Below are 23,435 nucleotides of genomic sequence, written 5' to 3'. Positions count from 1 at the left end.
CTTTTACCTGCGCTCAGACTATGACACTATAGGAGATCAGCAGGTTCACTGAATAAAGTAACAGTCACCAGTTCGACACAGAAAGCATTCTCCATGCGATTTTGGATCCTCTGCAGCCTGATGCTCTGCCTCCCGGGACTCACCCAGCCGGTCGATGCAGATCCCCAACCGGCGTCCGCAGATAAAACAGCACAGAAGAAAGCGTTGCAGCAGGAACTCGAGCAACAGATTGAGGAGATCTCAACGCGCATCAAAGCAGCGCCCCGGGAGACGTCCCTCTATTCCCGGCGGGGAGACGCTTACTTTTTCCTGGGACAGTTCAAACAGGCCGTCGCGGATTACGATAAGATGGTCGAGCTCGATCCCTCGATCAAAACCTCTCACTGGCGACGGGGGATTGCCTGTTATTACGCTAAACAGTACGCCGATGCTGCCCGGCAGTTCGAAATCTATCATTCGTTTGATAATGTCGATCGCGAGAACGGGATCTGGCGGTTTTTCTCCCAGTTCCAGGCGAAGGGCCCCGAGGCGGCTCAAAAAGGACTGTTGAAGTACGAAAAGGATGATCGCGAACCCTTTCCCGATCTGTATCGCCTGTTTGAAGGCAAAACGACTCCGGAGGCGATACTGAAAGCCATCAACGCGGCGGAGATCAGCGATCAGGAACGGGAAAAACGCCTGTTTTATGCGAATCTCTATATCGGCCTGAATGAATCGTTGCACGGCCGTAAAGTGAAAGCACGTACCTACCTGCAGCAGGCGGTCGACAATCAGTGGGGCCCCCGGGCCGGCTTCGGACCCAATTACATGTGGCACACGGGACGACTGGAGTTACAATTAATTTCGATTCCCGAGAAACAAAAATAGCTCTCTGCCTGTTCTGGCAGGCTCACTTTCAGCCGAAAGCGTCTTAGACTGAGGGAAAAAGCTCATCATGAATCTGCATTCGCCGCTCTCAATCGTTTGTCTGTGGACAGCCTTGCTCTCTGTCTGCTTGATGAATCACTCCCGGCTTCCGGCGCAAGACCAGGAGAATCAGTCCTCAGCAGAGACGGAGCAGGCACAGAAAGCCGAAGCGCTCAAACACGCCCAGCAGGGGCAGACTTTTCTGAAGCAGAAACACTGGAAAAAGGCGATCTCTGAATTCCAGGCAGCCGTAAAACTGCAGCCCGAAAACAGCATGCTGCATTATCTGCTGAGCGTCAGCTACCTCGAAGATTCACAAGGCAGTCTCGCCTGGATTGAAGTGCGTAAAGCGGTGTTGCTGGATCTGAAAAACCAGAACGCCATGCAGCAATTCCTGAAGTTCTGGAGCTTTTTCGATAAGCAGGGAGTTCTCAATGTCGGAACACCTGAGGTCGAAGTGCTGAAACTGCTGGGCCCTCCGGACAGAAAGCAGGAGCAGGGAGCAGATACACGTCTGACTTATGGATTCATGTGGCTGACATTGAGAAAGGCCAGCCTGTTTGCGGTCATTGATACGCGCGGACTCGAAGCGGAATACACCAAAGCATTACAGACGATGGAATTCGAACTGGGACCGGACTGGCGGGTCGGGTATCGGCTGATGAATGGCACCAGTGCCCTGACCGAGTACGTCACCACCGAGGAGACCGTTCAGAAGTATCAGCAACTCTTTTCCACCCAGCGTCTGTTTAAACTGGGGAAAGAAAACTCGGCAGAGGACATGATGAAGCGCATGAAGTCCCTGATTGAACAGTCTTATAAGGTCGAAACCTGGACCGTGATCGACGATGGCCAGTATGATGTCATCTTCGAGTGGAAAGTGGCGGCCAGCGATAAGACTCCCGCACAACACGAGATCAATCGAATTATCCGAGGCAAACGGGACATCCATCGGCTCGCTTACGTCACGCGGAAACTCCCGCTCAGCGAGGCAGATCGGAAAAAATGGATCGATGAATTAAAATCAGCCCGCGTCGTTCTCGCGGATCCGGGAAAACAACCACTGACTCCCGAACAGAAAGCCGAACTGGTTAAGCAGTTAACCACCAAATCCCGGGAGATCATCGCCCTGCAACTCAAGTACATTCAGGCAGGCGATGTGGAATCAATGCGCCCCTTCTTCACCGAACGACTCCACGATCGGATTACCAAAGAGTCCCTGGCCGAGGCACAGGAGCAGGCCGCGAGCGCAACTCCTGAGGAATTAGTCCATTCTGTCACGATCGAAGAGGTCGGGGACGGGATTCAGGCCAAAATCAAAATGAAAAACGGCCGCACACTCACCACGCTGGTTCCCGTCAACAGAAAATGGGTAGCGGATACCATCTGGTTCAAGTGATTTGACGCAAACCGCTGTGCTTACCCAATCTGGCACATCTGTCTCTCTTTCAGACGCGTTCTTCACGGGGTGTGAGCGTATGTTTACATTCTCGCGCCGGATTTCCCTGTAAATCACCAAAATTATTTCTATTAATTTTGGAATCCCCGTCTCCAGAAATGCCTGTTGTTATTAACACGCATCACGTGCAGTAAGTTTTATATATTTAGTCACTTACGTCTTAATTGGCACTTCCCCGCGAGGTCGTTGATCTCACCGCATTTCGGACCACCCCTACGATTAGCATATTTCGTCTCAACTTAACAACGTGATTATTCCGAAAGATCAGAATAACCGCTTGTACCGGGATAATCGGAACAGTTTGACATCCGACCGGGGCCAGGGGGGAGAACAGTATCAGGTTTTTACCTGATCGTTCGGATTGACCGGGTTCTGAAAGGGGGGCATGAAGCTCCTGATTCCAGAATCGGGGAGATCTTAGAGGAACGAAGTTGATCGTCTGAAATTGTAAGAGACGAGTTACACATCGACGTTGGAGCATTCGATGAACAAATTACGTGTCAGCCTGGCCTGCTTCTTTTTAGCCTCTCAGTATTTACTGGCTTTGGTATCAGCAGCAGCACCTGATGAGAATGGTAGTGATCAAACTGAGGGACGGACCACGATTGGAGAGCCAGCAGGTTCCGCCATTGTGGGGAGTGTCTCGTCCGGAGGGTTCCGGCATGATTTCACTCCTGCAAACCAGGTTCAACGAAATGATGTCCCCGGCTTTTCATCCATGAAGGATGTCAGCTACAAGGATGTGCCTCAAGGATACATTCCTTATCGCTATCCTGATCCCCGCACGATGGAAGTCAATGAATTCGTTGACAACGGCGCCGGCTACCAGCCGATGCCCGTCGATGAATTTCATCCGATCTTCCGCCTCGACAAAGGCATCGGCGGAGGGATTGGATACGACGACGGGTACTCCAACCTCGGCATGTTGATTCCCTTCACCATCCGCCCTGAACAGAGCATGCTGTTCCTGGATGTCCGGGCCATGGTTACCGACCAGGGAGCCGGTGGTGTGAACCTCGGTGCCGGATGGCGTGCCTATAGTGAAAATCTCGATAAGATCTTCACCCTCGCAGGTTGGTACGACTACGACGACGGCCACTACCAGGATTACCATCAGATTGGTGTCAGTGGTGAAGTCATCGGTCAATACCTGACCGGACGGATTAACGGATACTTCCCCATCAATAATAATGAAGTTGTCATTTCGAACAACCTGAACGGTGGCGGCTACTTCCAGTCGAACTATATCTTCCTGAACCGTACACGTCGGTCTGAATCATCTTACGGTGGTGTTGATGCTGAAATCGGTGGTCCACTGCCGGTTCTCGGTAAGTACGGCATCGACGGTTTTGTCGGTGGTTACTACTACAACTCAGACCACGACAAGAGTGCCGCTGGTGCCAAGTTCCGGGCGGAAGCCAATATCAATGACTGGTGGCAGATGAGTGTCAGTTATGCCAAGGACTCTGTCTTTGGTTCGAATGCCTGGATGAATGTCATTCTGACCATTCCCGATGGTCGTTCGAACAAGTGGATGCGTCCCAAGACACTCCAGCAGCGTATGTACCAGCCTATGAATCGTAACTACCGCGTTGTGGCTAACGTTAAAGAGACCATCAACAGCGAAATGGCGATCAATCCGGATGACAATATGCCGTACATCGTACAGCACATCGATCCGGACTACGGTGCCGCAGGAAATGGTACTTACGAAACTCCCTTCGGTTCTGTTTCTGCCTACAACGCGTCTCCGCCAACGGCTGATACAGACATCATCTTCGTGCAGGATGGTAACGAACTCAACCTCGATGGACAGATCACCCTGCTGGATAAAGGCGTGGGTGTGACCGGTCAGCGATTGTTGAGTGAAGCAGTCCAGCACACCATTAACGTCTTCAACGATGGTAGCATCAGCACACTGAACCTGCCTGGTTACAACCCGGCTGCCAGTCGTCCGACTCTGACCAACACTGCCGGAGCCGGTGGTGCAGCTGGTGCTGTGGTCGTCGGACAGGGCGGAGCCTGGGAAGTGTCCGGCTTCAACATCAGCGGTACTCGTGCCGGTGGTGCACTGCCTTACAACGATGGCATTTACTCCGCAGGCACACGCGGGTTCAATATCAACAACAACTCGTTTGTCCTTTACAACCGTGGTGTGAATGTCACCAACACGGCTGATGGCATCGGTATTGTTTCTACCAACACCTTCTCGGGTGATGGGGCTAACTCCTTCCATGGAGCTCTCATCAACCAGAATGCAGGAACTCTGGAACTCTCCTTCAAGGATAACACGACAACCAACAACCTGGGTGTCGTACCTCCAGGCACGGGAACCGGTTTCGAAATCATTGCCAATGCCGGCAGTACGATCGATGGTGTAGGAACGGCAGCTGACGGTGTGACGACCCTGGGTATTACCGGGAATACATCCAACAGCAATGGTACCGGGATGATCATCACTGAGAACGGTGGTACTATCGATACCGATTTCTCGAACAACACCTTCAACAATAACATCAATCCCAATACTGGTCTGCATGTCAACTCGAACGGCGGTACAATCACCTTCCGCAGCTTCGATACCATCACGGCAACCAATAACACGGGGATCGGTATCGCGTTCGATGCTACTGCCGGCGGTGTAATTTCCGCTCTGTCAGAAGATTTGAACCAGAACGGAACACTCGATCCGGGTGAAGATGTGAACGGGGACGGGGTACTGAACCTGGGGATGACCAACATCAACGCCAGCAACAACACCACCGACGGTTTTGTGGCGACAGCTGACGGTCCGGGTTCCACCATTAACCTGAATATCGGTAACATCAATGTGTCACCGAACCTCTTTAACAGCAACGGTCAGCATGGTTTCAGTCTGAATACCGCCAACGGTGGTGCCATTACCGGTAGTATTATCAACAATACCGCGACCGGCAACACCGCAGACGGTCTGGCAATCACACTCAACAGTGGTTCGATTGACCTGACCGGCTACGGATCACCGTCGATCGGTAATAACACCTTCACCGGTAACACCGCGAACGGGATGAGTATTACGAATAATGACGGTGGTGCCTTCACCACGGCCCTGATTTCCGAGAACGACTTCAGTGACAATACTGAAGCGGGGCTGTTCTTCGGGGGTAGTGACCTGGGGGCAGCGACCACTGCCACCAATACCCTGGGCAGCATCGACTCCAACAATTTCAACCGTACGACTTCTGGGACCTCAGGGATCCTGTTTGATACCAGCGATGTCCGTACCACAGCTACCATCACCCGTAACACCTTCATCGGTCGTGCCGGGGCTGGATTCGGTGTCGGCGGTACTGTCGCAGGCACAACCACGGTTCCTGCACCCGGTGGTGTAACGCTGACCTTTGGTAACCTGGCTTCAGTCGACAACTCGGAAATCAATACCTTCCAGGATAACGGTGATGCCCATATCGGCTTCGTCATGGAAGGCAACACGACAAACCAGGTCGACATTGATCAGCACGACTTTAACACAACAACCGATACGGCTCTGAGTACTGACTTCAATGGTCAGGGGGTTGGCTTCGTCTTGCGGGATACGGCCACCTATACCGGTACTATCCAGCGTTCTACATTCCAGAACAATGCTGCCTCCGGTCTGTTTTACAGTGTCACGGGTAACAATGGTGCCGACTTCGCATCGCTCACTAACGTTGTCGTCGGTGGGGCAACAGGCTTCGGCAACACCTTCACCGGTAACGGTGGCAGTGGTCTCGAAGTAATTCGAACCGCCAACGGTGTCGTTGATAACTTCCAGATTCTGAGCAATACCATGACCGGAAATACTCTGGACGGGATCAGCCTGACCGCCGCCAATGCGAATATTACTGATGACTATACCATCAATAATAATACGATTACCGGCAACACACTGAACGGTATCGATATCAGCGTGCAGGCAGATGCCCTGTTAGAGGCAAACATTTCCCAGAACACAATTACCGGGAACGGTGCCAATGGTATCCGGACGACCGAACAGGTTAACGATCCGACCGACCAGCGGGCTGTCTCTGGTAACTGGACCCAGAATGAAATCACGGGCAATACACTGAGTGGTATTAACCTCGATGCCAACTCTGATGGTCTTGTGATCGGTAGTGCCGCTGATTCTGCCCAGGCTAACCTGATCGCGAGCAACGGGGATGACGGGTTGTCACTGACAGGCACCGCGGGTGGGGCTGGTCTGACGATCGGATATAACTCCATTCGACAGAACGTCGGAAGTGGTATCGATATGGATGTGCGACCGGTCAACACGACCAGCATCGTCAACAACGATATTACCCTCAACGGTGGAGATGGTATTGAATTTACCAACTCCGGTGCCTCAGGAACCTACAACCTGACCGTGACCGGGAACACGATCGACTTCAACAACGGACGTGGTTTCGATGTCCTGGCTCGTCCGGGTTCGCTTGGAGCCTCTGCGTATAACATTACCTTCAACAATAACGTTGTGAATGCCAACCTCGAAGAAGGGGTCTATGTGGTCTACACTGCCTCCAACAACCAGACACAGAATGTCGCTTCGACAACTGCTCTCCTGGCTGATGGAAATATCTTCCACGATGTCTTCTTGAGATTCGATATGGATAATAACCAGATCCTGGCTAACGGCTTCAATAGTGGCTTTAGCTCAACTGGTCTGGTGGTCCGTGTCGGTACAACCAACGCCAGTACCAGCACGACCAACCCTGGTGGCTTTGCCAGCGACGGTCTGGGTAACTTCACTAACTCTGGTGTGATCATGTCTGTCACCAACTCGACTCTCACTGGTAACTTTGGTTCCGACGTCTTCTTCCAGTCGTTCACTTCAACTGCCGATCCAGCTGCGACCGCAGGTACCTGGGGGGCGACGACCGACCCGACGGCCATCACCACCTTCCAGAGCGACCCACTGGCTCGTTTGGACCTGGAATGGTCTTCCAACACGGTCATTGCTGCTGATGTTAATAACACTGGTGCCTTCTATGACAATGCCGATACCTTCAAGTCTCGTCTGAATACAACCAGCCCACCATTCGAAGGGCCGTTCACCTCGACCTCACGTCGTCGTAATGCTCAACGTCAGGCTGCCCGTATTCCGAACCTGATCGATCCTGGGGCAGGGACCTTCCTCTATTCCGGTACCGGAGCAAGTACCTTCCGGGTCTCAGGAGCCCCAGCAGACCTCGCGATCTTCATCCTGGACGGCGATCCCTACAACACGACAGCAGATGCTAATGGTGTCTTCCTGCCTGGTTCGATTGTCGGCGAACTGCCCTTCGGTTGGGGAGAGTACTAAGATCACCAGCATGTGCTGACAACAGCACTTGTTAAAAACAAAAACACCATCCTGAAGCAATTCGGGATGGTGTTTTTTTATGTGTCAATTGAAAACGCTTAAGCCGGAGAGAGGAACTGCTCGATCCGGTTCAAGCCTTCTTCAATGGTCTGCATGTCGGTCGCGAAAGAGAGACGCACGTAACCGGGAGCACCGAAGGCATCGCCGGTGACCAGTGCCACGTGGGCTTCTTCCAGTAGGGCCGTGCAGAACTCAGTCGAGTCTTTCACAACCTTGCCACCCCCCAGCGGCTTATTGAAGTGGGCACTTACGTTGAAGAACGCATAGAATGCACCACCAGGTTCAGCAAAGCTGATGTCCGGGAACTTGTGCAGCCGTTCCAGTACGTAAGCGCGACGTTCTTTGAACGCGGCCAGCATCTCTTCCACGCTGTCCTGGGTTCCGGTCAGAGCAGCAATTGTGGCCGCCTGGCTGATACTGCACGGGTTGGATGTTTCCTGGCTCTGCAACTTGGTCATCGCAGCGGAGACTTCCACCGGAGCGATCGCCCAGCCAATACGCCAGCCGGTCATCGCGTAGGCTTTACTCACACCACTGACGATAATCGTCCGTGCTGCGACTTCGGGACCGAAGGACGCAAAGCTGCGGAATTCCGATCCTTCGTAGATCAGTTTTTCGTAGATCTCGTCAGACATCACCGCGACATCTTTTTCGACAGCCACTTTGGCCAGTGCTTCCAGTGTCTCGACCGGGTAAGCAGCACCGGTCGGGTTGCAGGGGTTATTGAGCATCATCAGCTTGGTTTTGGGAGTGATCGCCGCAGCGAACTGTTCTGCATTCATGCAGAAGCCACTTTCTTCGCTGGTTTCCACCATCACGGGAGTCGCACCCGTCAGTTCCACCAGGGCGCTGTAACTGACCCAGTAAGGCGTGGGGATGATCACTTCATCGCCGGGACCACACAAGGCGGTCAGTACGTTGTGAATTGAGTGCTTGGCACCGTTGGAGACCACAACCTGGCTCGGCTGAAAGCTCAAACCGTAATCCCGCTGGTAGGCATCACAGATCGCCTGTTTGACTTCCGGAGTTCCCGCGGCCGGGGTGTAGTGAGTCTGGCCTGCGTCCATGGCTGCTTTGGCAGCATCACAAATGTGGGCCGGGGTGTTGAAGTCCGGCTCTCCCAGGGTGAATTCATAAACCTTGACCCCGGTGCTTTTCAGTTCCTTGGCCTTCGCAGCAGCGGCAATCGTGGCGGATGGTTTCAGTTTCTGAACGGTTGAGGAGAGCTCCATCGGCATAATAGCGATCTTCTTATCTGAATACATCAAAGTTGGTGGATCTGAATACACTGTCAGATCTCAATTTTCCCCACACACGACACCGGGGAAATGAAAAAGTTCGTAAACACCTGATTCTTTTCACCCACGGGGAAAGCGTCAAGTCTCGGGTGCCCCTGTTTGCAAAACGAACGGGAATCTCAGGCCGCAGAGCCGCAGGAAAAGCGATTTCGAGCCTTGGATGGAACTGACTGCCTGCAGGCGGGAACAAAGATACCGGTAGTGTCGTTTTTCCGATAAACAGGTCTGGATCACCCTTAGCGCGAGGCGGGCAGCTCGGTTTCGGCGTTCTGTCCGACTTCGTGGGCCGACATCTCGACATGGATGCGGGACGTCATCTTGAATTCAGAGCGGGGCTGCGTGCCCCCCTTGGTGTCGCGGGTGACATCCACAGTCCACTTGGCCACGCCGAAGGGAATCTGTTTCGTCCGCCAGATCGTGCCTTCGTTTTTGGAACGCGTCGTCGTGCTTTCGCTGCTGAAGGTCCCTTTGTAAGCCTGGGCGGTGACAGCGCCGGTGGGAATGTCAACCATCGCCGGTTCGCTGACCGAATCCCACTGGGTGTAATGTTCCAGCATGGTGATCATGGGGTAGAACCGCAGCACGTTGGTTTTCAATGGTTCAACAGCCCGGTCGCCGACTTTGCGGTATCCCTTGACGATCGGCAGGAACGTGACCGGAATTTTGCTCTGATCGACAAGCTCGCCGTTGATCGCTTTTTCCGGAACCAGCACTTTGTAGATCCGCGGACCGGATACTCCGGGAGCGATGCCGGACTCGGTTGCTTTGCCGGTGGTGGTTTTGAATTCCAGCCAGCGGCAGGCTGTCTGTTCGCCATCGAATTCGGCCATCTCCGAACCCACGGAACTGATTACCAGGTGCCGCGTCCACTGCAGCTTGACATTCAGGTCGTTCGATTCAGGACCCGGCATCTCTTTTTCATAAGTGCCTTCAAAGCGAACCCAGGAGCCATCGGGAGGCAGTTCCCAGATAAGTCCCTGTGCAGGCAGCGCACTGGAAAAAGCAAGAACACAGATGACAGAGAGCAGAAATGTTCGGACAGACATCATTGCGGGTAAACCAGAGTTGTTAAGGAATCGGAGCGGGTCTGGCAGAGAACCATGCCATTCACAGATCTTAGTGTGACAAAAGCGCCATCCGCTGACAACACTTTTTAGTTTTTCCTGCCCGAAAATTCACAACCAGACCGGATTCAGCTCATATAACGGGAGCATCAGTCAACTCTTTCTTGACCGTGGTACGTTGTTCGACTTAGACTGCTTATAGTCATGAATACGATTTTAATGTTTGTGAGGCGTATCCGGCCTCCCGGCTGCTCATGCCTGTTCAACAGACAATACATGCGTCCCTCTATTGGAGATTTCTGATGTCATCCACTTTTCCAAACAAACGCTGGTTTGCCCTCCTGCTGATCTGGGGATGTTGCTTCTGTCTGTTCCAGAATGTGGCCACCGCCGCGGAAGAGGAATCCAAGCCCATCCGCGAAAACTGGGCGCACATCATTATCAAGGGAGACTATCCCGAAGGCCCCCAGATGCCCGGGCTGTTTGGTGATGTCACCGAGTCACTCTCCAAGCTGACGCAGCGGCTGGAAAAAGCCTCCGAAGACAAATCTCTGTCCGGGGTGATTCTGCACATCAAAGGGACTTCTGTCGGCTGGGCCAAACTGAATGAAATCCGCCAGGCCATCCAGAAAGTCCGCAAGAATGACAAGAAGGTCTACGCCTGGATTGAATCAGGAATGACCAAGGATTACCTGCTCGCCACCGCCTGCGATGAAATCGTCATGCCCGAATCGGCTTCGCTGATTCTGCTCGGCCTGCGGGCGGAAGTCAGCTTTTATAAAAACCTGTTCGACTGGCTGAATGTCAAACCAGATATATTACGAGTCGGTGAATACAAGTCGGCCGCCGAACCCTATACCCGCACCGATATGAGCCCCGCCTTCCGCGAAGAAATGGAAGCGATCCTGGACAACTACTATGGGCAGATTGTCGATACGATTTCCAAGGACCGCGGTCTGGCCGATACTAAAGTCGAAGCCGCCATCGATGCCGGCCCCTATATGGCAGCGGACGCAAAGGAGCGTGGTTTAATCGACCACCTGGCCTATGAAGATCAGCTGCCAAAGCTGATTACCGGGGGAGACGAAAATAAAGACGTCAAAATCATCAAAAAGTATGCGAAGAAACGCCTCGATACCGACTTCTCCGGGATTGCAGGGCTGATCAAGCTCATGGACCTGCTGGCCGGCATCGACTCCTCACAGCGGATCGGTTCCGGACCGCGCGTCGCCGTGATCTATGCAACCGGTGCCATCATGTCCGGTTCCAGCTCACAGGGGGGACTCTTCGGAGTCAACGTGCTCGGCTCAGACACATTCATCAAAGCCGTCGAGAAAGCAGCCGATGATGACCAGGTCAAAGCGATCGTCGTTCGCGTCGACAGTCCGGGCGGCAGTGCCCTGGCCAGCGACCTGATGTGGCGGGCCCTGGAAGAATCCGGAAAACCACTGGTCGTCAGCATGGGCGATGTCGCCGCCAGTGGCGGATATTACATCTCCATGGGAGCGGAACGGATCTTCGCGGAACCGGGAACACTTACAGGTTCTATCGGCGTCGTTGGAGGCAAACTGGCCGTCGAAGGCCTGTATAACAAGATCGGCATCACCACCAGTGTGATCTCCCGTGGTAAGAACAGCGGTACCTTCAGCCCGATGACCGGCTTCACAGAATCGGAAAAGGCCGCGGTCACCAAACTGCTCCATGCGGTTTACAAGCAGTTCACCGAGAAAGCCGCTGAGGGCCGCAAAATGAAATATGACCAGCTTGAGAAGCTTGCCCGCGGTCGCGTCTATACCGGCGAGATGGCTCTGAAAATCGGTCTGGTCGATGAACTGGGAACCCTGGAAGAAGCGATCGAATACGCCCGCAAGCTCGGTAAGATTCCCGAAGGCGACAAATTCGAGAAACTGATTCTCCCACGCCCGACCAGCCCCTTCGAACAGCTGTTCGGAACCGCCGATACCCAGAGCCGTCAATCAAGTCAGCTCTCAAGCATGCTGAATCTGCTCTCTCCGGAGCTGGCACAGCAGTTGAAAAAGTTTGATTTGATCAATCTGCTGTCACGCGAGAAGACATTGACTATCATGCCGTTCGATCTTCGCGTAAATTAAGCAACAGAGACTTAGCCGTTGATCGAATCGAGATCGACTTACATATAGAATCAGAATTCAGCAGGCAGGGAGACAGGATGTTTAAGGGCTTCAAGATCGCAGGTGGAAAATCATTCCTGGTGGTATTCTCGCTGGTTCTGCTGGGAGGCATGACCGCATACGTCTCTGCAGACGAGAAGCCCCGGCTCGCCGACTACTACGGTTTCAAGCCGCTGGAACTTTTCAAGCTCTCTGATCGTTCTTCCAATATGCTTGCCGCCGACATGAACGGAGACAAGCTGAATGATCTGGTTCTGATCGATAACAGCAACAGCCGCATCGATATCCTGCAGCAGCGTACCGGTAAGGATGAATCGACGACTGACGAGATCAGCGATGGCGTGAACTTCATTCCCGATGATGCCCGCTTCAAACATGTCAAAGTACCAGTAGATGTCTCCATCTCCGCACTCACGGTTGGCGATTTTAACGGCGACGGCCGCAACGATCTGGCATACCTCGCACTCCCTGACCGACTGATTATCCGCTACCAGACAGAGAATGGCGGCTGGTCTGATCGGAAACGAATTCGCCTGGCGGACCTGCAGCCTACGCAATGGACGATTGCTGCCGGAGATCTGAACTTCGATCAGCGGACCGACCTCATCGTGCTCGGCACCAATCACACCTACGTCATTTTGCAGGACGAAAAGGGCGACTTCGCAACCCCCCGTTCCATCCTGAATACGTCACCCAAGCTCGGCCTGGCTTCCATCGCTGACCTCAACGGCGATGGCCGCAATGACTTCACCTACGCCACGCGCGATGGCAAAGATCAGGTCCTCTGTGCCCGTCTACAGAAACAGGATGGCCACCTGGGACCGGAAATCCGCTTCGAACTCTCCAGCCCCCGCTCGGTCACACTTTCAGAAATTGACGGCAAGCCGGGTTCGGAAATCCTCACCATCGATTCCCAGACCGGTCGCCTCAAAGTACAGCAGCTAGAGAAGGCCCAGGCAAAAAATGGTGAAATCTCCAAACGGCTCACCCTCTACGGGTTTGGCGAAGAAGGTTCCGGACGCAACCGGGGGTTTGACCTCGGTGATATCAATGGCGACGGATTGACAGATGTCGTCGTTTCCGATCCCGAAACAGCACAGATGCTCGTTTACCTGCAGACCAAAGACCGTGGCCTGGATCTGGGGCAGACCTATCCCGGCCTGCTCGGAGTTGAACAGCTCCGCGTTGAAGACGTTAACGGCGACGGCAAAGGCGAAGTCTTTGTGCTCAGCGAACGTGAAAAGATCATCGGCGTGAGTGCGCTGGACACACAGCGGCTCTCATTCCCCAAAGTGCTCCCCATTAAAGGCGAACCGCTGGCATTCGAACTGGCGGATCTCGACGGGAATCAGTCACCCGAACTGATCTATGTCGCGAAGGTCGGCGATAAACGCGGCTACAGCTACCAACTGCAGGCCCTGCGACTGAACAAAGATGGCAGCTGGAGCGAATATCAGTTCCCCAGCGACCCGCCGAATCTGGATTCACCCAAGTCGCTGGTCAAACTGGATGCCAACGGCGACGGCATCTACGAGCTGATGGCCTTCTACGGGCTCTCCCGCTCACCCAAAATGATTACGTTAACGCCGAAACAGACTCCCCAGTTGATCACACCGTCTGGCGGAATCAACCTCGATGAAATCAAGCCTGAGTCCATTTTTATCGGCGGTCCCAAACGGGACTGGATCCTCACTGCCCAGAACAACTTCGCCCGCAGACTGATTCTGAATTCCGACAATCAATGGCAGGTCGTCGATCAGTTCAATGCCCCCGAAAGCAAGGCCCGCGTGGAAGGCGCCGTGAATATGGATCTCGACGGAGAGCCCGGTGACGAAATCGTGCTCATCGATCTGGGTGTCCAGAAACTGCGGATCCTCCGTAAAGAAGCCAACGTCTATCGTCCCTGGAAGGAAGTCGAAATCGGTGAGTTTCCGCTGCTCTCAGCGCACGTGGCTGACCTGAATGGAGACCAGCGGCCTGACCTCGTCCTCTTCGGTCGCGGTCAGTTCGGAATTCTGTACTCCGGTCAGACTCCGCCCACTCTCAAAGAGGTCGCCTCGTATGAATCGAAACTGCCCCAGGCCTACTTTACCGATTCCGTTGCAGGAGACCTGAACGGCGACGGTGCTCCCGACGTGGTCATTCTCGATCTGCGGACGCACCAGGTTGAAATTCTGAATTTCAAAGACAAACCAGGCTTACGCCACGCACTGAATTTCAAGATCTTCGAAGAGAAAACCTTTTCCCGCTCCAACCGAACCGGCGTCGATCCCCGTGAAGCAGTCATCGCCGATGTGACGGGCGACAATCGCAAAGATCTGATTCTACTCTGTCACGACCGCGTACTGCTCTACCCGCAGGATGATGGGAAGTAAAATCCCCGTCGGCTTACATTTCTGAAGAATCGTGCATCGCGTATTTCTGCGACAGGCGGTCCAGCCCCCAGACAAGCAGGGCCGCCACGATGATGAGTGCAATCGATGACCAGAACATCCCGCCAAATGATTCCGGCCAGATATTTTCGTAAATCCGGTGCTTGAACGGAACCATTTCCGGAGTCTGATCGCTGGTGTAAGGCGTGACATCCACCTTGAACGGCCAGATCCGTCTCAGCGAACCAACCATCAGCCCGCACAGCACGGCCATCGTCAGTGTGTGATAGTTGTGCAGCAGCCAGCGGAGCACCTTGCTGAACAGAATCAGTCCCAGCAGGCAGCCCAGCACGAACACCAGCACCGTCAGCAGGCCATTCCAGTCAATGTTTCCCTTGAGCAGTTCCCTGGGAATCGTCTTCAGCAGTCCGGTCACATCGTGATATTTGCCCAGCAGAATCAGGATCAGCGCGCCGCTGATGCCGGGGAGAATCATCGCACAGATTGCGATCATGCCACAGAAGAAAACATACCAATTCCCTTCAGGCGGCTTAATCGAATGTTCTCCCACAAGAATATATACACCAATCGTGGAGACAATGAAGGCCAGCACGTTCAAGACGGTCCAGCGCTGCACCATCTGGGCGACCAGGAAACTCGAAGCCAGGATCAGACCAAAAAACAGGGAAAGCGTCAGCTGCAGATGGTAGTCGAGCAGGTAATGCATCAGGCTCGCCAGGCTGACGACCCCGGTCAGAATGCCAAACCCCAGGGGAATGATGAACCGCAGATCCAGGTGCCGGGCTGCAGCCGACCATTCACGCCGGAGCAGCATTTGAAACAGCCGCGCGTCACAATGGCTGATCGCGGTAATCAGTCGCTGATAAATGCCCAGAATCAACGCCACCGTTCCCCCGGAAACGCCGGGGATAATATCGGCGCCCCCCATCAGCAGCCCCCGTCCCACCTGAATCAGGTCCGCACGTGCGGGAAAACGGGAAGGGGAACCTGGTTCAGACTGCTCGGAATCAGACATCGATAAACCTTGATCTAATGAACAAAAGAACTTCCAATCCAATTATTTTGCCGCCAGCAATTGAACCGGAGATATGGCATCAGGTATGTTTCATAGTGTTGCAGAGTGTAATCTAGTCAGACACATCTGAAAAGTGTTGATTTTCGAACCTCCATCAGCAAAGAGACAGACAGTATGAAAGGCCCCGGATTAAAGCTGGACCTCGATGTCAGGCGACTCTGGAAATGCCCGAAAACCGGTCAGACGATCCGTTTGAGCGGCGACGTGGTTGCCAAATCGACTCAGGTCAACGGGGAAACCGTCTTCATGCAGCTGATCGAGGAACAGCGAAAACTGCACGAAGATCCCTATCACTTCGATTTTGCTGAAACGGCAGAGAGCGATCAGTCTTCCTCAGAGCGTGCTGCAGCCTTGGCCCGTTCCCTGGAAGCCGAACCCGTCGTCGAGCCCGAATCGATCACGGCGCAGGAAGCAGCCTCACCACAGGAAAGTTCTGAGCAGACAGAGTCGTCCGCCTCCGCAGAACCGGATCAGCCCGCGGAAGAATCAGACGAATCATTCGGAGATGGTCTGATCTGATTCCACCCTGCAATCCCGTGCTCGATTTGATCCCCTCATTGTCAGCTGTTTTCAAACCCGGCGTCAGCCGTTTGGTATAACGCGGTCCATGTCACAAAAAGATATCATCATTACCGGTGCCCGTGAGCACAACCTGCGGAATGTCAGTGTGCAGCTGCCCCGCAATCGCCTGATTGTCATGACGGGCGTCAGTGGTTCGGGTAAAAGCTCACTCGCCTTCGATACCCTCTACGCGGAAGGGCAGCGGCGGTACGTCGAATCGCTCTCCAGCTATGCCCGGCAGTTCCTCGGACAGATGCCCAAGCCCGAGGTCGATTCCATTTCGGGACTGGCCCCTTCCATTTCAATTCAACAGAAGATGAGCGGTCGCAACCCGCGCAGTACCGTCGGCACCATTACCGAAATCTATGACTATCTCCGTGTCCTCTTCGCCCGGGTCGGGCAGGGCTACTGTGAAAAGTGCGGCAAGCCGATCACGTCGCAGAGCAGCGAGCGGATTATCGATTCCATCGGCCTGATGCCGGATAAGACCCGCTATTCTATTCTGGCGCCGCTCATCCAGCAGCAGAAAGGGGAATACAAAGACCTCTTCGAAGACCTGCTCAAACAGGGCTTTCTAAGGGCTCGTGTCGACGGACGCATGGTCCAGCTCTCCGATCAGCTGCAACTCGATCGCCAGATGCGGCACACCATCGAAGTGGTCATCGATCGCCTGGTCGCAGGCAAAGTCAGTCGCTCCCGACTGGCCGAATCGGTCGAGCTGGCACTCAAAATGTCGAACGGGACGCTGATCGTCGTTGAGGAAGTCTCGTCAAAATCGCAGCCGGGACAGCAGGAGACAGACCAGCCCGCACCCGAAAAACTCTACAGCTCGCGCTACGCCTGTGCCGATTGTGGCATCAGCTACGAACCCCCCACACCGCAGCTCTTCAGTTTCAACAGTCCGCTCGGGATGTGTGGCGAATGTAACGGGCTCGGAATGCGGTACGACTTCCCGCTGGATGCGATTCTTTCCAGCGAAACTAAGTCAATTCAAAAGGGGGCCTTCGAACTGCTGGGGCCCTTGAGCAAAGTCGGCAAGTGGCGACGGCATATCTACCAGGGCGTTGCCCGCTCCATCGAACGCGACCTGAAAATGCCGGAAGACAGCTTCCTCAAAACCCCCTGGAATGAACTTCCCGAGGCGGCTCAGCAGCAGTTCCTGTTTGGAACGGGGGAGCGGAACATCACATTCAGCTGGCGTCATTCCGGCGGGGTCTGGAAGCACGGCGGCACCTGGGACGGTTATGTCGAAGAGCTGCTGGAAAGTTATCGCAAAACCAGTAACCCGATGCGTCGGAAACAGCTCGAAAAATATATGGATTTCGTGCAGTGCTCCAGTTGTCAGGGGACCCGGCTCAACTCGCAGGCACGACACGTCCGGATTGCCTCGCTCAGTTATGCCGAACAGGAAGATAAGGACCCGGTCACCAGAACGCTGCCGGAAGTCTGTGCCTTCAGCATCGAAGAGGCCGCCCATTTCTTCGAATCGCTGGACCTCGATCAGACCGGCCTGCTGATCGCAGAAGAAGTTCTCAAAGAAATCCGCGGGCGACTCGGCTTTCTATTACGCTGCGGACTGAATTATCTGACCCTCGATCGCACAGCCCCGACTCTTTCAGGCGGAGAAAGCCAGCGGATCCGACTCGCCGGTCAGATCGGCTGTGGACTGGTCGGCGTGGTCTACATTCTCGATGAACCCTCTATCGGCCTGCATCCCCGCGACAATACCATGCTGCTGGAAAGTCTCTGTGATCTTCGCGATCAGGGCAATACCGTCATCGTGGTCGAGCATGATGAAGAGACGATGCGGGCTGCAGACCATATTGTGGACTTCGGTCCCGGCCCCGGTGTGCGGGGAGGTTACATCGTCGCGGAAGGCACGTATCAGAATGTCCTCAAAGCCAAAGAGAGTGTGACAGCCGCCTTCCTGTCGGGCAAAGAGAAAATTGAGATCCCGGAAACCCGTCGCAAGCTGGTCAAAAAAGAGTCGCTCCACATCAAGGGCGCCAAACATCATAACCTGAAAGACATCGATGTGCGGATTCCCACGAAAGGGGTGATCTGCGTGACCGGCGTCAGTGGATCGGGCAAGAGCTCTCTGATCAACGATATTCTCTGGCCAGTCTTAAATAAGAACGTCAATAAAGGGAAGGGCAACCCCGGCGAACATCAGAAAGTCACCGGCCTGGAACTGATCGACAAAGCCATCGACATCGATCAGTCTCCCATCGGACGAACCCCGCGTTCGAATCCCGCGACTTATGTCAAAGTCTTCGACCTGATTCGTGACCTGTATGCCAAACTGCCCGATTCCCGCATGCGGGGCTACAAAGCAGGACGCTTCAGTTTCAACGTGCCCGGCGGACGATGTGAAGCCTGCGAAGGCCACGGTGCCAACAAGCTGGAGATGGACTTCCTGGCGGATGTCTGGGTCCCCTGTCCGGTTTGTGAAGGCCGTCGTTTCCATCACGAAACCCTGGAGATCCGCTACAAAGGCGCGAGTATCGCGGAAGTCCTGGACATGGACATCCAGCAGGCAATCGAACATTTCCAGAACGTCCCCAAGATTCTGAAGCTGCTCGAATCCCTGCACGATGTCGGCCTCGATTATCTGAAGCTCGGACAACCCTCGCCTACGCTCTCCGGCGGTGAAGCCCAACGGGTCAAGCTGGCCCGCGAACTGGGGAAACGTTCTACTGGAAACACCTTTTATCTACTGGACGAGCCGACCACCGGTCTGCATTTCGCCGACGTCAAACTGCTGCTCAAGGTCCTGCACCACCTGGCCGATGCCGGGAATACGGTGCTCGTCGTCGAACATCACCTGGACGTGATTAAAACCGCAGACTGGGTCATCGACCTGGGGCCCGAGGGGGGCGAAGGGGGAGGCCGGATCCTGATCGAGGGCACACCAGAAGAAGTCGCCGCCTGTCCCTGGTCTTATACAGGGCTCGCGCTGAAAGAACAGACCGACCTGGTCCCTGCCAAACCACCTGCGAAAGCCAGAGGCAGACAGACACTCACGCTCAATAATCCCCACCATCGCTGGCAGTCCGCCGTTCCGAAATCCAACGGCGCCTCTCCCAAAGACAGCCGGGAGATCACGATTCGTGGTGCCGGCCAGCACAACCTGCAGAATCTGGATGTGCAGATCACCCGCGACCAGATGAACGTCTTCTGTGGTCCCAGCGGAAGCGGTAAGAGTTCACTGGCGATGGATACGCTCTACGCGGAAGGCCAGCGGCGGTACGTGGAATCGCTGTCTGCCTATGCCCGGCAGTTCCTGGGACAGATGCCCAAGCCCAAATTCGAACACATTCACGGCCTCTCTCCGGCGATCGCCATCGAGCAGAAAACCACCGGCCATTCTCCCCGTTCCACGGTTGGTACGGTCACGGAGATTTATGATTATCTTCGCGTGCTTTACGCCCGGCTCGGGAAGATGTACTGCCCCGATTGTGACGTTCCCGTCGAAACTCAAACCACCGACGAAGTCATCCAGCGAATTCTGGATATGGAAGAGGGGACGAAACTGCTGATTCTCGCTCCCGTCGATATCAATGTCGGGCAGGCATACGACACGCTCTGGGAGAAACTCAACATACAGGGTTTCCGTCGCGTCCGCATTGACGGCACCACGTATCGCCTGGAAGACGTTCCCGATATCGACCGTCGGCGTCGCCATGAAGTCGAAGTTGTGATCGACCGCATCACCGTGGCTGCCAAAAACCGCTCCCGCATCGCAGACTCTGTCGAATCAGCGCTGGCTCTCGGGGAAGGGCTGATGTATGCCTGCTACTGCGAAGACGATGTGCCGGAACCGGAATGGGATTTCGAAACGTTCAGCCTGTATTACTTCTGCGAACAGTGTGGTCAGAGCTTCGAAGAGCTGACGCCCCACAATTACTCGTTCAACAGTCCGCTCGGCTGGTGTGAGTACTGCGAAGGCCTCGGAACCGAACTGGGGACGAATCTCTCGGAACTGATTCCCGATCCGAACCGGAGTCTGGGCGAAGCCGCGGTTGCCGCCTGGCCCGATCCACGTACCAACGCTGCGTTCGCGCAGACACTGGAGGCCATCGCCCGGCAGTTCCGGATTCCCCTGGACGTGCCCTTCAATCAGTTGACGGTCAAACAGCAACGCGTGATTCTCTACGGCGATGAAGAACGCTGGATCCCCCTGGACGAGGGTGGCAAAATCCAGTTCCAGTTTAAGGGGCTCTACCCGGCGATTGAGGAAGCCTCGCGATTGTCGTTCGCGTTCCGCAGTCGTCTGCACGAGATGACCGGCGAAGTACCCTGTTCGGTCTGTAATGGCAGCCGACTCCGCACGGATGCCGCCGCCGTCCGCTTCCAGGGAAAGACGATTGGCCAGTTTTGCGATTTGCCGCTGCAGGCCGCTCTCGAGTTCATCAAGCAGGCGAAACTCAACAAACGTGAAAAACAGATCGCCGGCGACCTGATCAAGGAAGCCACCAGTCGTCTGCAGTTCCTCGTCGATGTGGGGCTCGATTACCTCACCTTGAGCCGTCCGCTGCCGACCCTCTCCGGCGGAGAGAGTCAGCGCATTCGCCTGGCCGGGCAGGTCGGACGTTCACTGACCGGGGTTCTGTATGTGCTGGACGAACCGACTATCGGTCTGCATCCCCGTGATAACACCCGCCTGATTAACACGCTGAAAAAACTGCGAGACATCGGCAATACAATTGTGATGGTCGAGCATGACCGCGAAGTGCTTGAAGCGTCTGACTGTCTCTATGATTTCGGACCCGGTGCCGGCCGCTTTGGCGGCACGATTGTCGGAAAAGGTTCCCCGAAGCAGCTGAAGCGGAGTAAAAAGTCCATGACCGGTCAGTATCTGGCCGATCAGAGGACGATTGCCATCCCCAGTGAGCGGCGTGTGATCTATGAAAAGCAGGGGAAAGCAGATGTTCCGCTTTCGCCCACCGGACACTGGCTGGAGCTGACCGGCGCCCGTCACCACAATCTGCAGTCCGTCGATCTTCAGATTCCACTCGGCTCATTCACCTGTATTACAGGCGTTTCCGGATCGGGTAAGAGCTCGCTCATCGAAGAAACACTGGCCCGGGCCGTGACGAAAAAACTGCATCGCGCCAAGGAAGCCCCCGGTCCCTACCAGGATCTGCTGGGACTGGATCAGATCAATAAAGCGATCATTGTCGATCAGCGTCCGCTGGGGAACACCCCCGCTTCGAACCCCGCGACTTATACCGGCGTGTTCGATCAGATCCGCGAACTCTTCTCACGACTGCCGGAAGCGAAAGTGCGCGGCTATCAGCCTGGCCGCTTCAGCTTTAACCGATCCGGGGGCCGTTGTGAAGACTGTGAGGGCAACGGTCAGCGGTGCATTGAGATGCACTTCCTGCCCGATGTCTGGGTCACCTGTGAGACCTGTAACGGCAAACGTTACAATCAGGAAACACTCTCGGTCAAATACAAAGGCAAGTCCATCGCGGATGTGCTGGAGATGTCGATCGGTGAAGTCGCGGAACTGTTCAGCAACATTCCCGCCATCCGACGCACGATGGAAACCCTGTGCGCCATCGGCCTGGATTATCTCACCTTGGGACAGTCTGCCCCCACTCTCTCTGGCGGTGAATCGCAGCGGGTGAAGCTGGCAGCAGAACTCGCACGTCCCAATACGGGTAAGACACTTTACCTGCTGGATGAACCGACGACCGGTCTCCACTTTGACGATATCGCCAAGCTGCTCAAAGTCTTAAACAGCCTGGTGGAACTCGGCAACACGGTGATTGTCATCGAACACAATCTCGATGTGATTAAAACCGCAGACTGGCTGGTAGACGTCGGTCCGGAAGCCGGCAGCGGCGGCGGTCAGATCATCGCCGCCGGCACACCCGAAAAGCTGGTCGAACACGCGAAGGCTTATCAGAAGCAGACGAAGTCCCGGAGTACCCGCAAATCAAAACAGCCGGTCCTGCTCCGATCGTATACCGGCGAGATTCTGCAGCCGATTCTCGCTTCCGGTCAACGAACTGAGCGCGAAGTCTTCGATGCACAGAGCCTCGGCGAAAAACAGGAAGGGGACCTCGATCTCAAACAGATCGGGCGCGACGCCCAGATGCCCTGGCAGCAGGATGGTCGTCGCTGGCATACCCAGGATCACGTTTCGCTTTCCGGGGCCGCCTGTCAGTGGGAAGGTGCCGCACTCGAATCGATCATTGATTTCATCGAGAACAAGGACGGCTTCGGCGAGATCAACTGGAACCATCGCAGTATTGTCGAAGTCAACGGTCCAGTGAAAAAACAGGGCTGGTTCCTGCACGCGAACACCGGCGATGAATGGCTGTTAAGGCTCAGCTTCCGCGTCAAACGTAATACGTTCCAGCAGGAACCGCTGCGGGAGCAACTCGCGTTGAAATCGCTGGACGATCTGGATGAACTTCCCATTTACGGGCGGTCTAATCGGGTGCGGGTCAAAAATCTCAAGGGACCCTGGCAGGAAGTCACACTGACCATCCACTGGCTGGAAGAAATCGAAACACCGGCCTTCCAGGAATTTCTGGAAACGGCGGCAGAATCGTTCCTGGGGCTGATTCATCGCGAGGAGATCAAACCGGACGAAATCATGCCTTGGAAGGTGCTTAAAAAGAAATGGCATCTCTCCCGTAAAGGCTTCCCCAATAACAAGCGGGTTGCCTGGGATCCGGAACTGCTGGAAAGCCTCTTCGAGGTGCTGGAAAAAACGTATGCTGATTCGTCGATTCAATGGGACAGCAAATCACTGGTCAATTTTGTTCAGGCCGGCAAACGCAAACCGTTTCTGACAATCCATACGAAGCGGCGGGAAGGGGTGGATGTCACTTTTCGGGCCGCCGACGGAGAAATTACTCTGGGTAAAATTGCTGATCTGGGAAGTGAACGCGAAATCAAAACCGATTCTCGCGGTAACGAGCAGGCCCGCATTCGCTTTACGAAGTCGGCGCAGGTCGAATCGAAGGCATTTCAGCAACTGTTGAAGTCAGTCAGCGGTTGAGAGAAACCATCAACGGACTCTGTTATACCAGCAGTAAATCCCCTCGCTGGGGAAAAGATGTTGACGAAATTTCAATAAACAGATACGATAATCAGCGTTGTAGTCATCTTTAAACTATAACGTCGTATCGC

At 54.6% G+C, this 23,435-nt stretch carries 10 protein-coding genes; 7 read left to right on the top strand and 3 right to left on the bottom strand.

Annotated elements, in window-relative coordinates:
• Window positions 1-93 precede the first annotated feature (93 nt).
• From RID21_RS27175 to RID21_RS27165, 3 genes are all read left to right on the top strand, one after another.
• Window positions 94-867, top strand: a complete 774-nt coding sequence (locus tag RID21_RS27175; protein ID WP_350194437.1) for a tetratricopeptide repeat protein — start codon at window positions 94-96, stop codon at window positions 865-867.
• Between the two features lie 67 nt (window positions 868-934).
• Window positions 935-2,305, top strand: a complete 1,371-nt coding sequence (locus tag RID21_RS27170; RefSeq protein ID WP_350194435.1) for a tetratricopeptide repeat protein — start codon at window positions 935-937, stop codon at window positions 2,303-2,305.
• 544 nt (window positions 2,306-2,849) lie between these two features.
• Window positions 2,850-7,685, top strand: a complete 4,836-nt coding sequence (locus tag RID21_RS27165; protein ID WP_350194433.1) for a beta strand repeat-containing protein — start codon at window positions 2,850-2,852, stop codon at window positions 7,683-7,685.
• Between the two features lie 98 nt (window positions 7,686-7,783).
• On the opposite strand, the gene RID21_RS27160 is transcribed toward RID21_RS27165, so the two are convergent.
• Both RID21_RS27160 and RID21_RS27155 read right to left on the bottom strand, forming a co-directional pair.
• On the bottom strand, window positions 7,784-8,983 hold the full coding sequence (locus RID21_RS27160; protein ID WP_350194431.1) for a pyridoxal phosphate-dependent aminotransferase: 1,200 nt from the start codon (window positions 8,981-8,983) through the stop codon (window positions 7,784-7,786).
• A 296-nt stretch (window positions 8,984-9,279) separates the two neighbouring features.
• Window positions 9,280-10,089 carry a hypothetical protein gene (locus RID21_RS27155; protein ID WP_350194429.1) on the bottom strand — a complete coding sequence of 270 codons (810 nt, stop codon included), beginning with the start codon at window positions 10,087-10,089 and terminating at the stop codon, window positions 9,280-9,282.
• 320 nt (window positions 10,090-10,409) lie between these two features.
• On the opposite strand from RID21_RS27155, the gene sppA reads away from it, so the two are divergent.
• Entirely contained in the window at window positions 10,410-12,218 is a 1,809-nt protein-coding gene (gene sppA, locus RID21_RS27150) for a signal peptide peptidase SppA (RefSeq protein WP_350194427.1), read from the top strand.
• A gap of 77 nt (window positions 12,219-12,295) precedes the next feature.
• Window positions 12,296-14,632 (top strand): FG-GAP repeat domain-containing protein, encoded by a 2,337-nt coding sequence (locus tag RID21_RS27145; protein ID WP_350194425.1) that lies wholly within the window; start codon window positions 12,296-12,298, stop codon window positions 14,630-14,632.
• 13 nt (window positions 14,633-14,645) lie between these two features.
• Here RID21_RS27145 and RID21_RS27140 read toward each other — a convergent pair whose 3' ends face one another.
• Window positions 14,646-15,665 carry a DUF368 domain-containing protein gene (locus RID21_RS27140; RefSeq protein WP_350194423.1) on the bottom strand — a complete coding sequence of 340 codons (1,020 nt, stop codon included), beginning with the start codon at window positions 15,663-15,665 and terminating at the stop codon, window positions 14,646-14,648.
• 174 nt (window positions 15,666-15,839) lie between these two features.
• On the opposite strand from RID21_RS27140, the gene RID21_RS27135 reads away from it, so the two are divergent.
• Both RID21_RS27135 and uvrA read left to right on the top strand, forming a co-directional pair.
• Complete coding sequence (locus RID21_RS27135; protein ID WP_350194421.1) at window positions 15,840-16,244, top strand: hypothetical protein; 405 nt, start codon at window positions 15,840-15,842, stop codon at window positions 16,242-16,244.
• Window positions 16,245-16,332: 88 nt separating this feature from the next.
• Complete coding sequence (uvrA, locus tag RID21_RS27130) at window positions 16,333-23,304, top strand: excinuclease ABC subunit UvrA (RefSeq protein ID WP_350194419.1); 6,972 nt, start codon at window positions 16,333-16,335, stop codon at window positions 23,302-23,304.
• Window positions 23,305-23,435 lie beyond the last annotated feature (131 nt).

Origin of the sequence: Gimesia sp. (genome assembly GCF_040219335.1) — a bacterium.
In the GTDB taxonomy this organism is placed as follows: Bacteria; Planctomycetota; Planctomycetia; order Planctomycetales; family Planctomycetaceae; genus Gimesia.
Note: the sequence above shows the minus strand (reverse complement) of the source record. Positions and strands in the feature narration are given on the sequence as shown.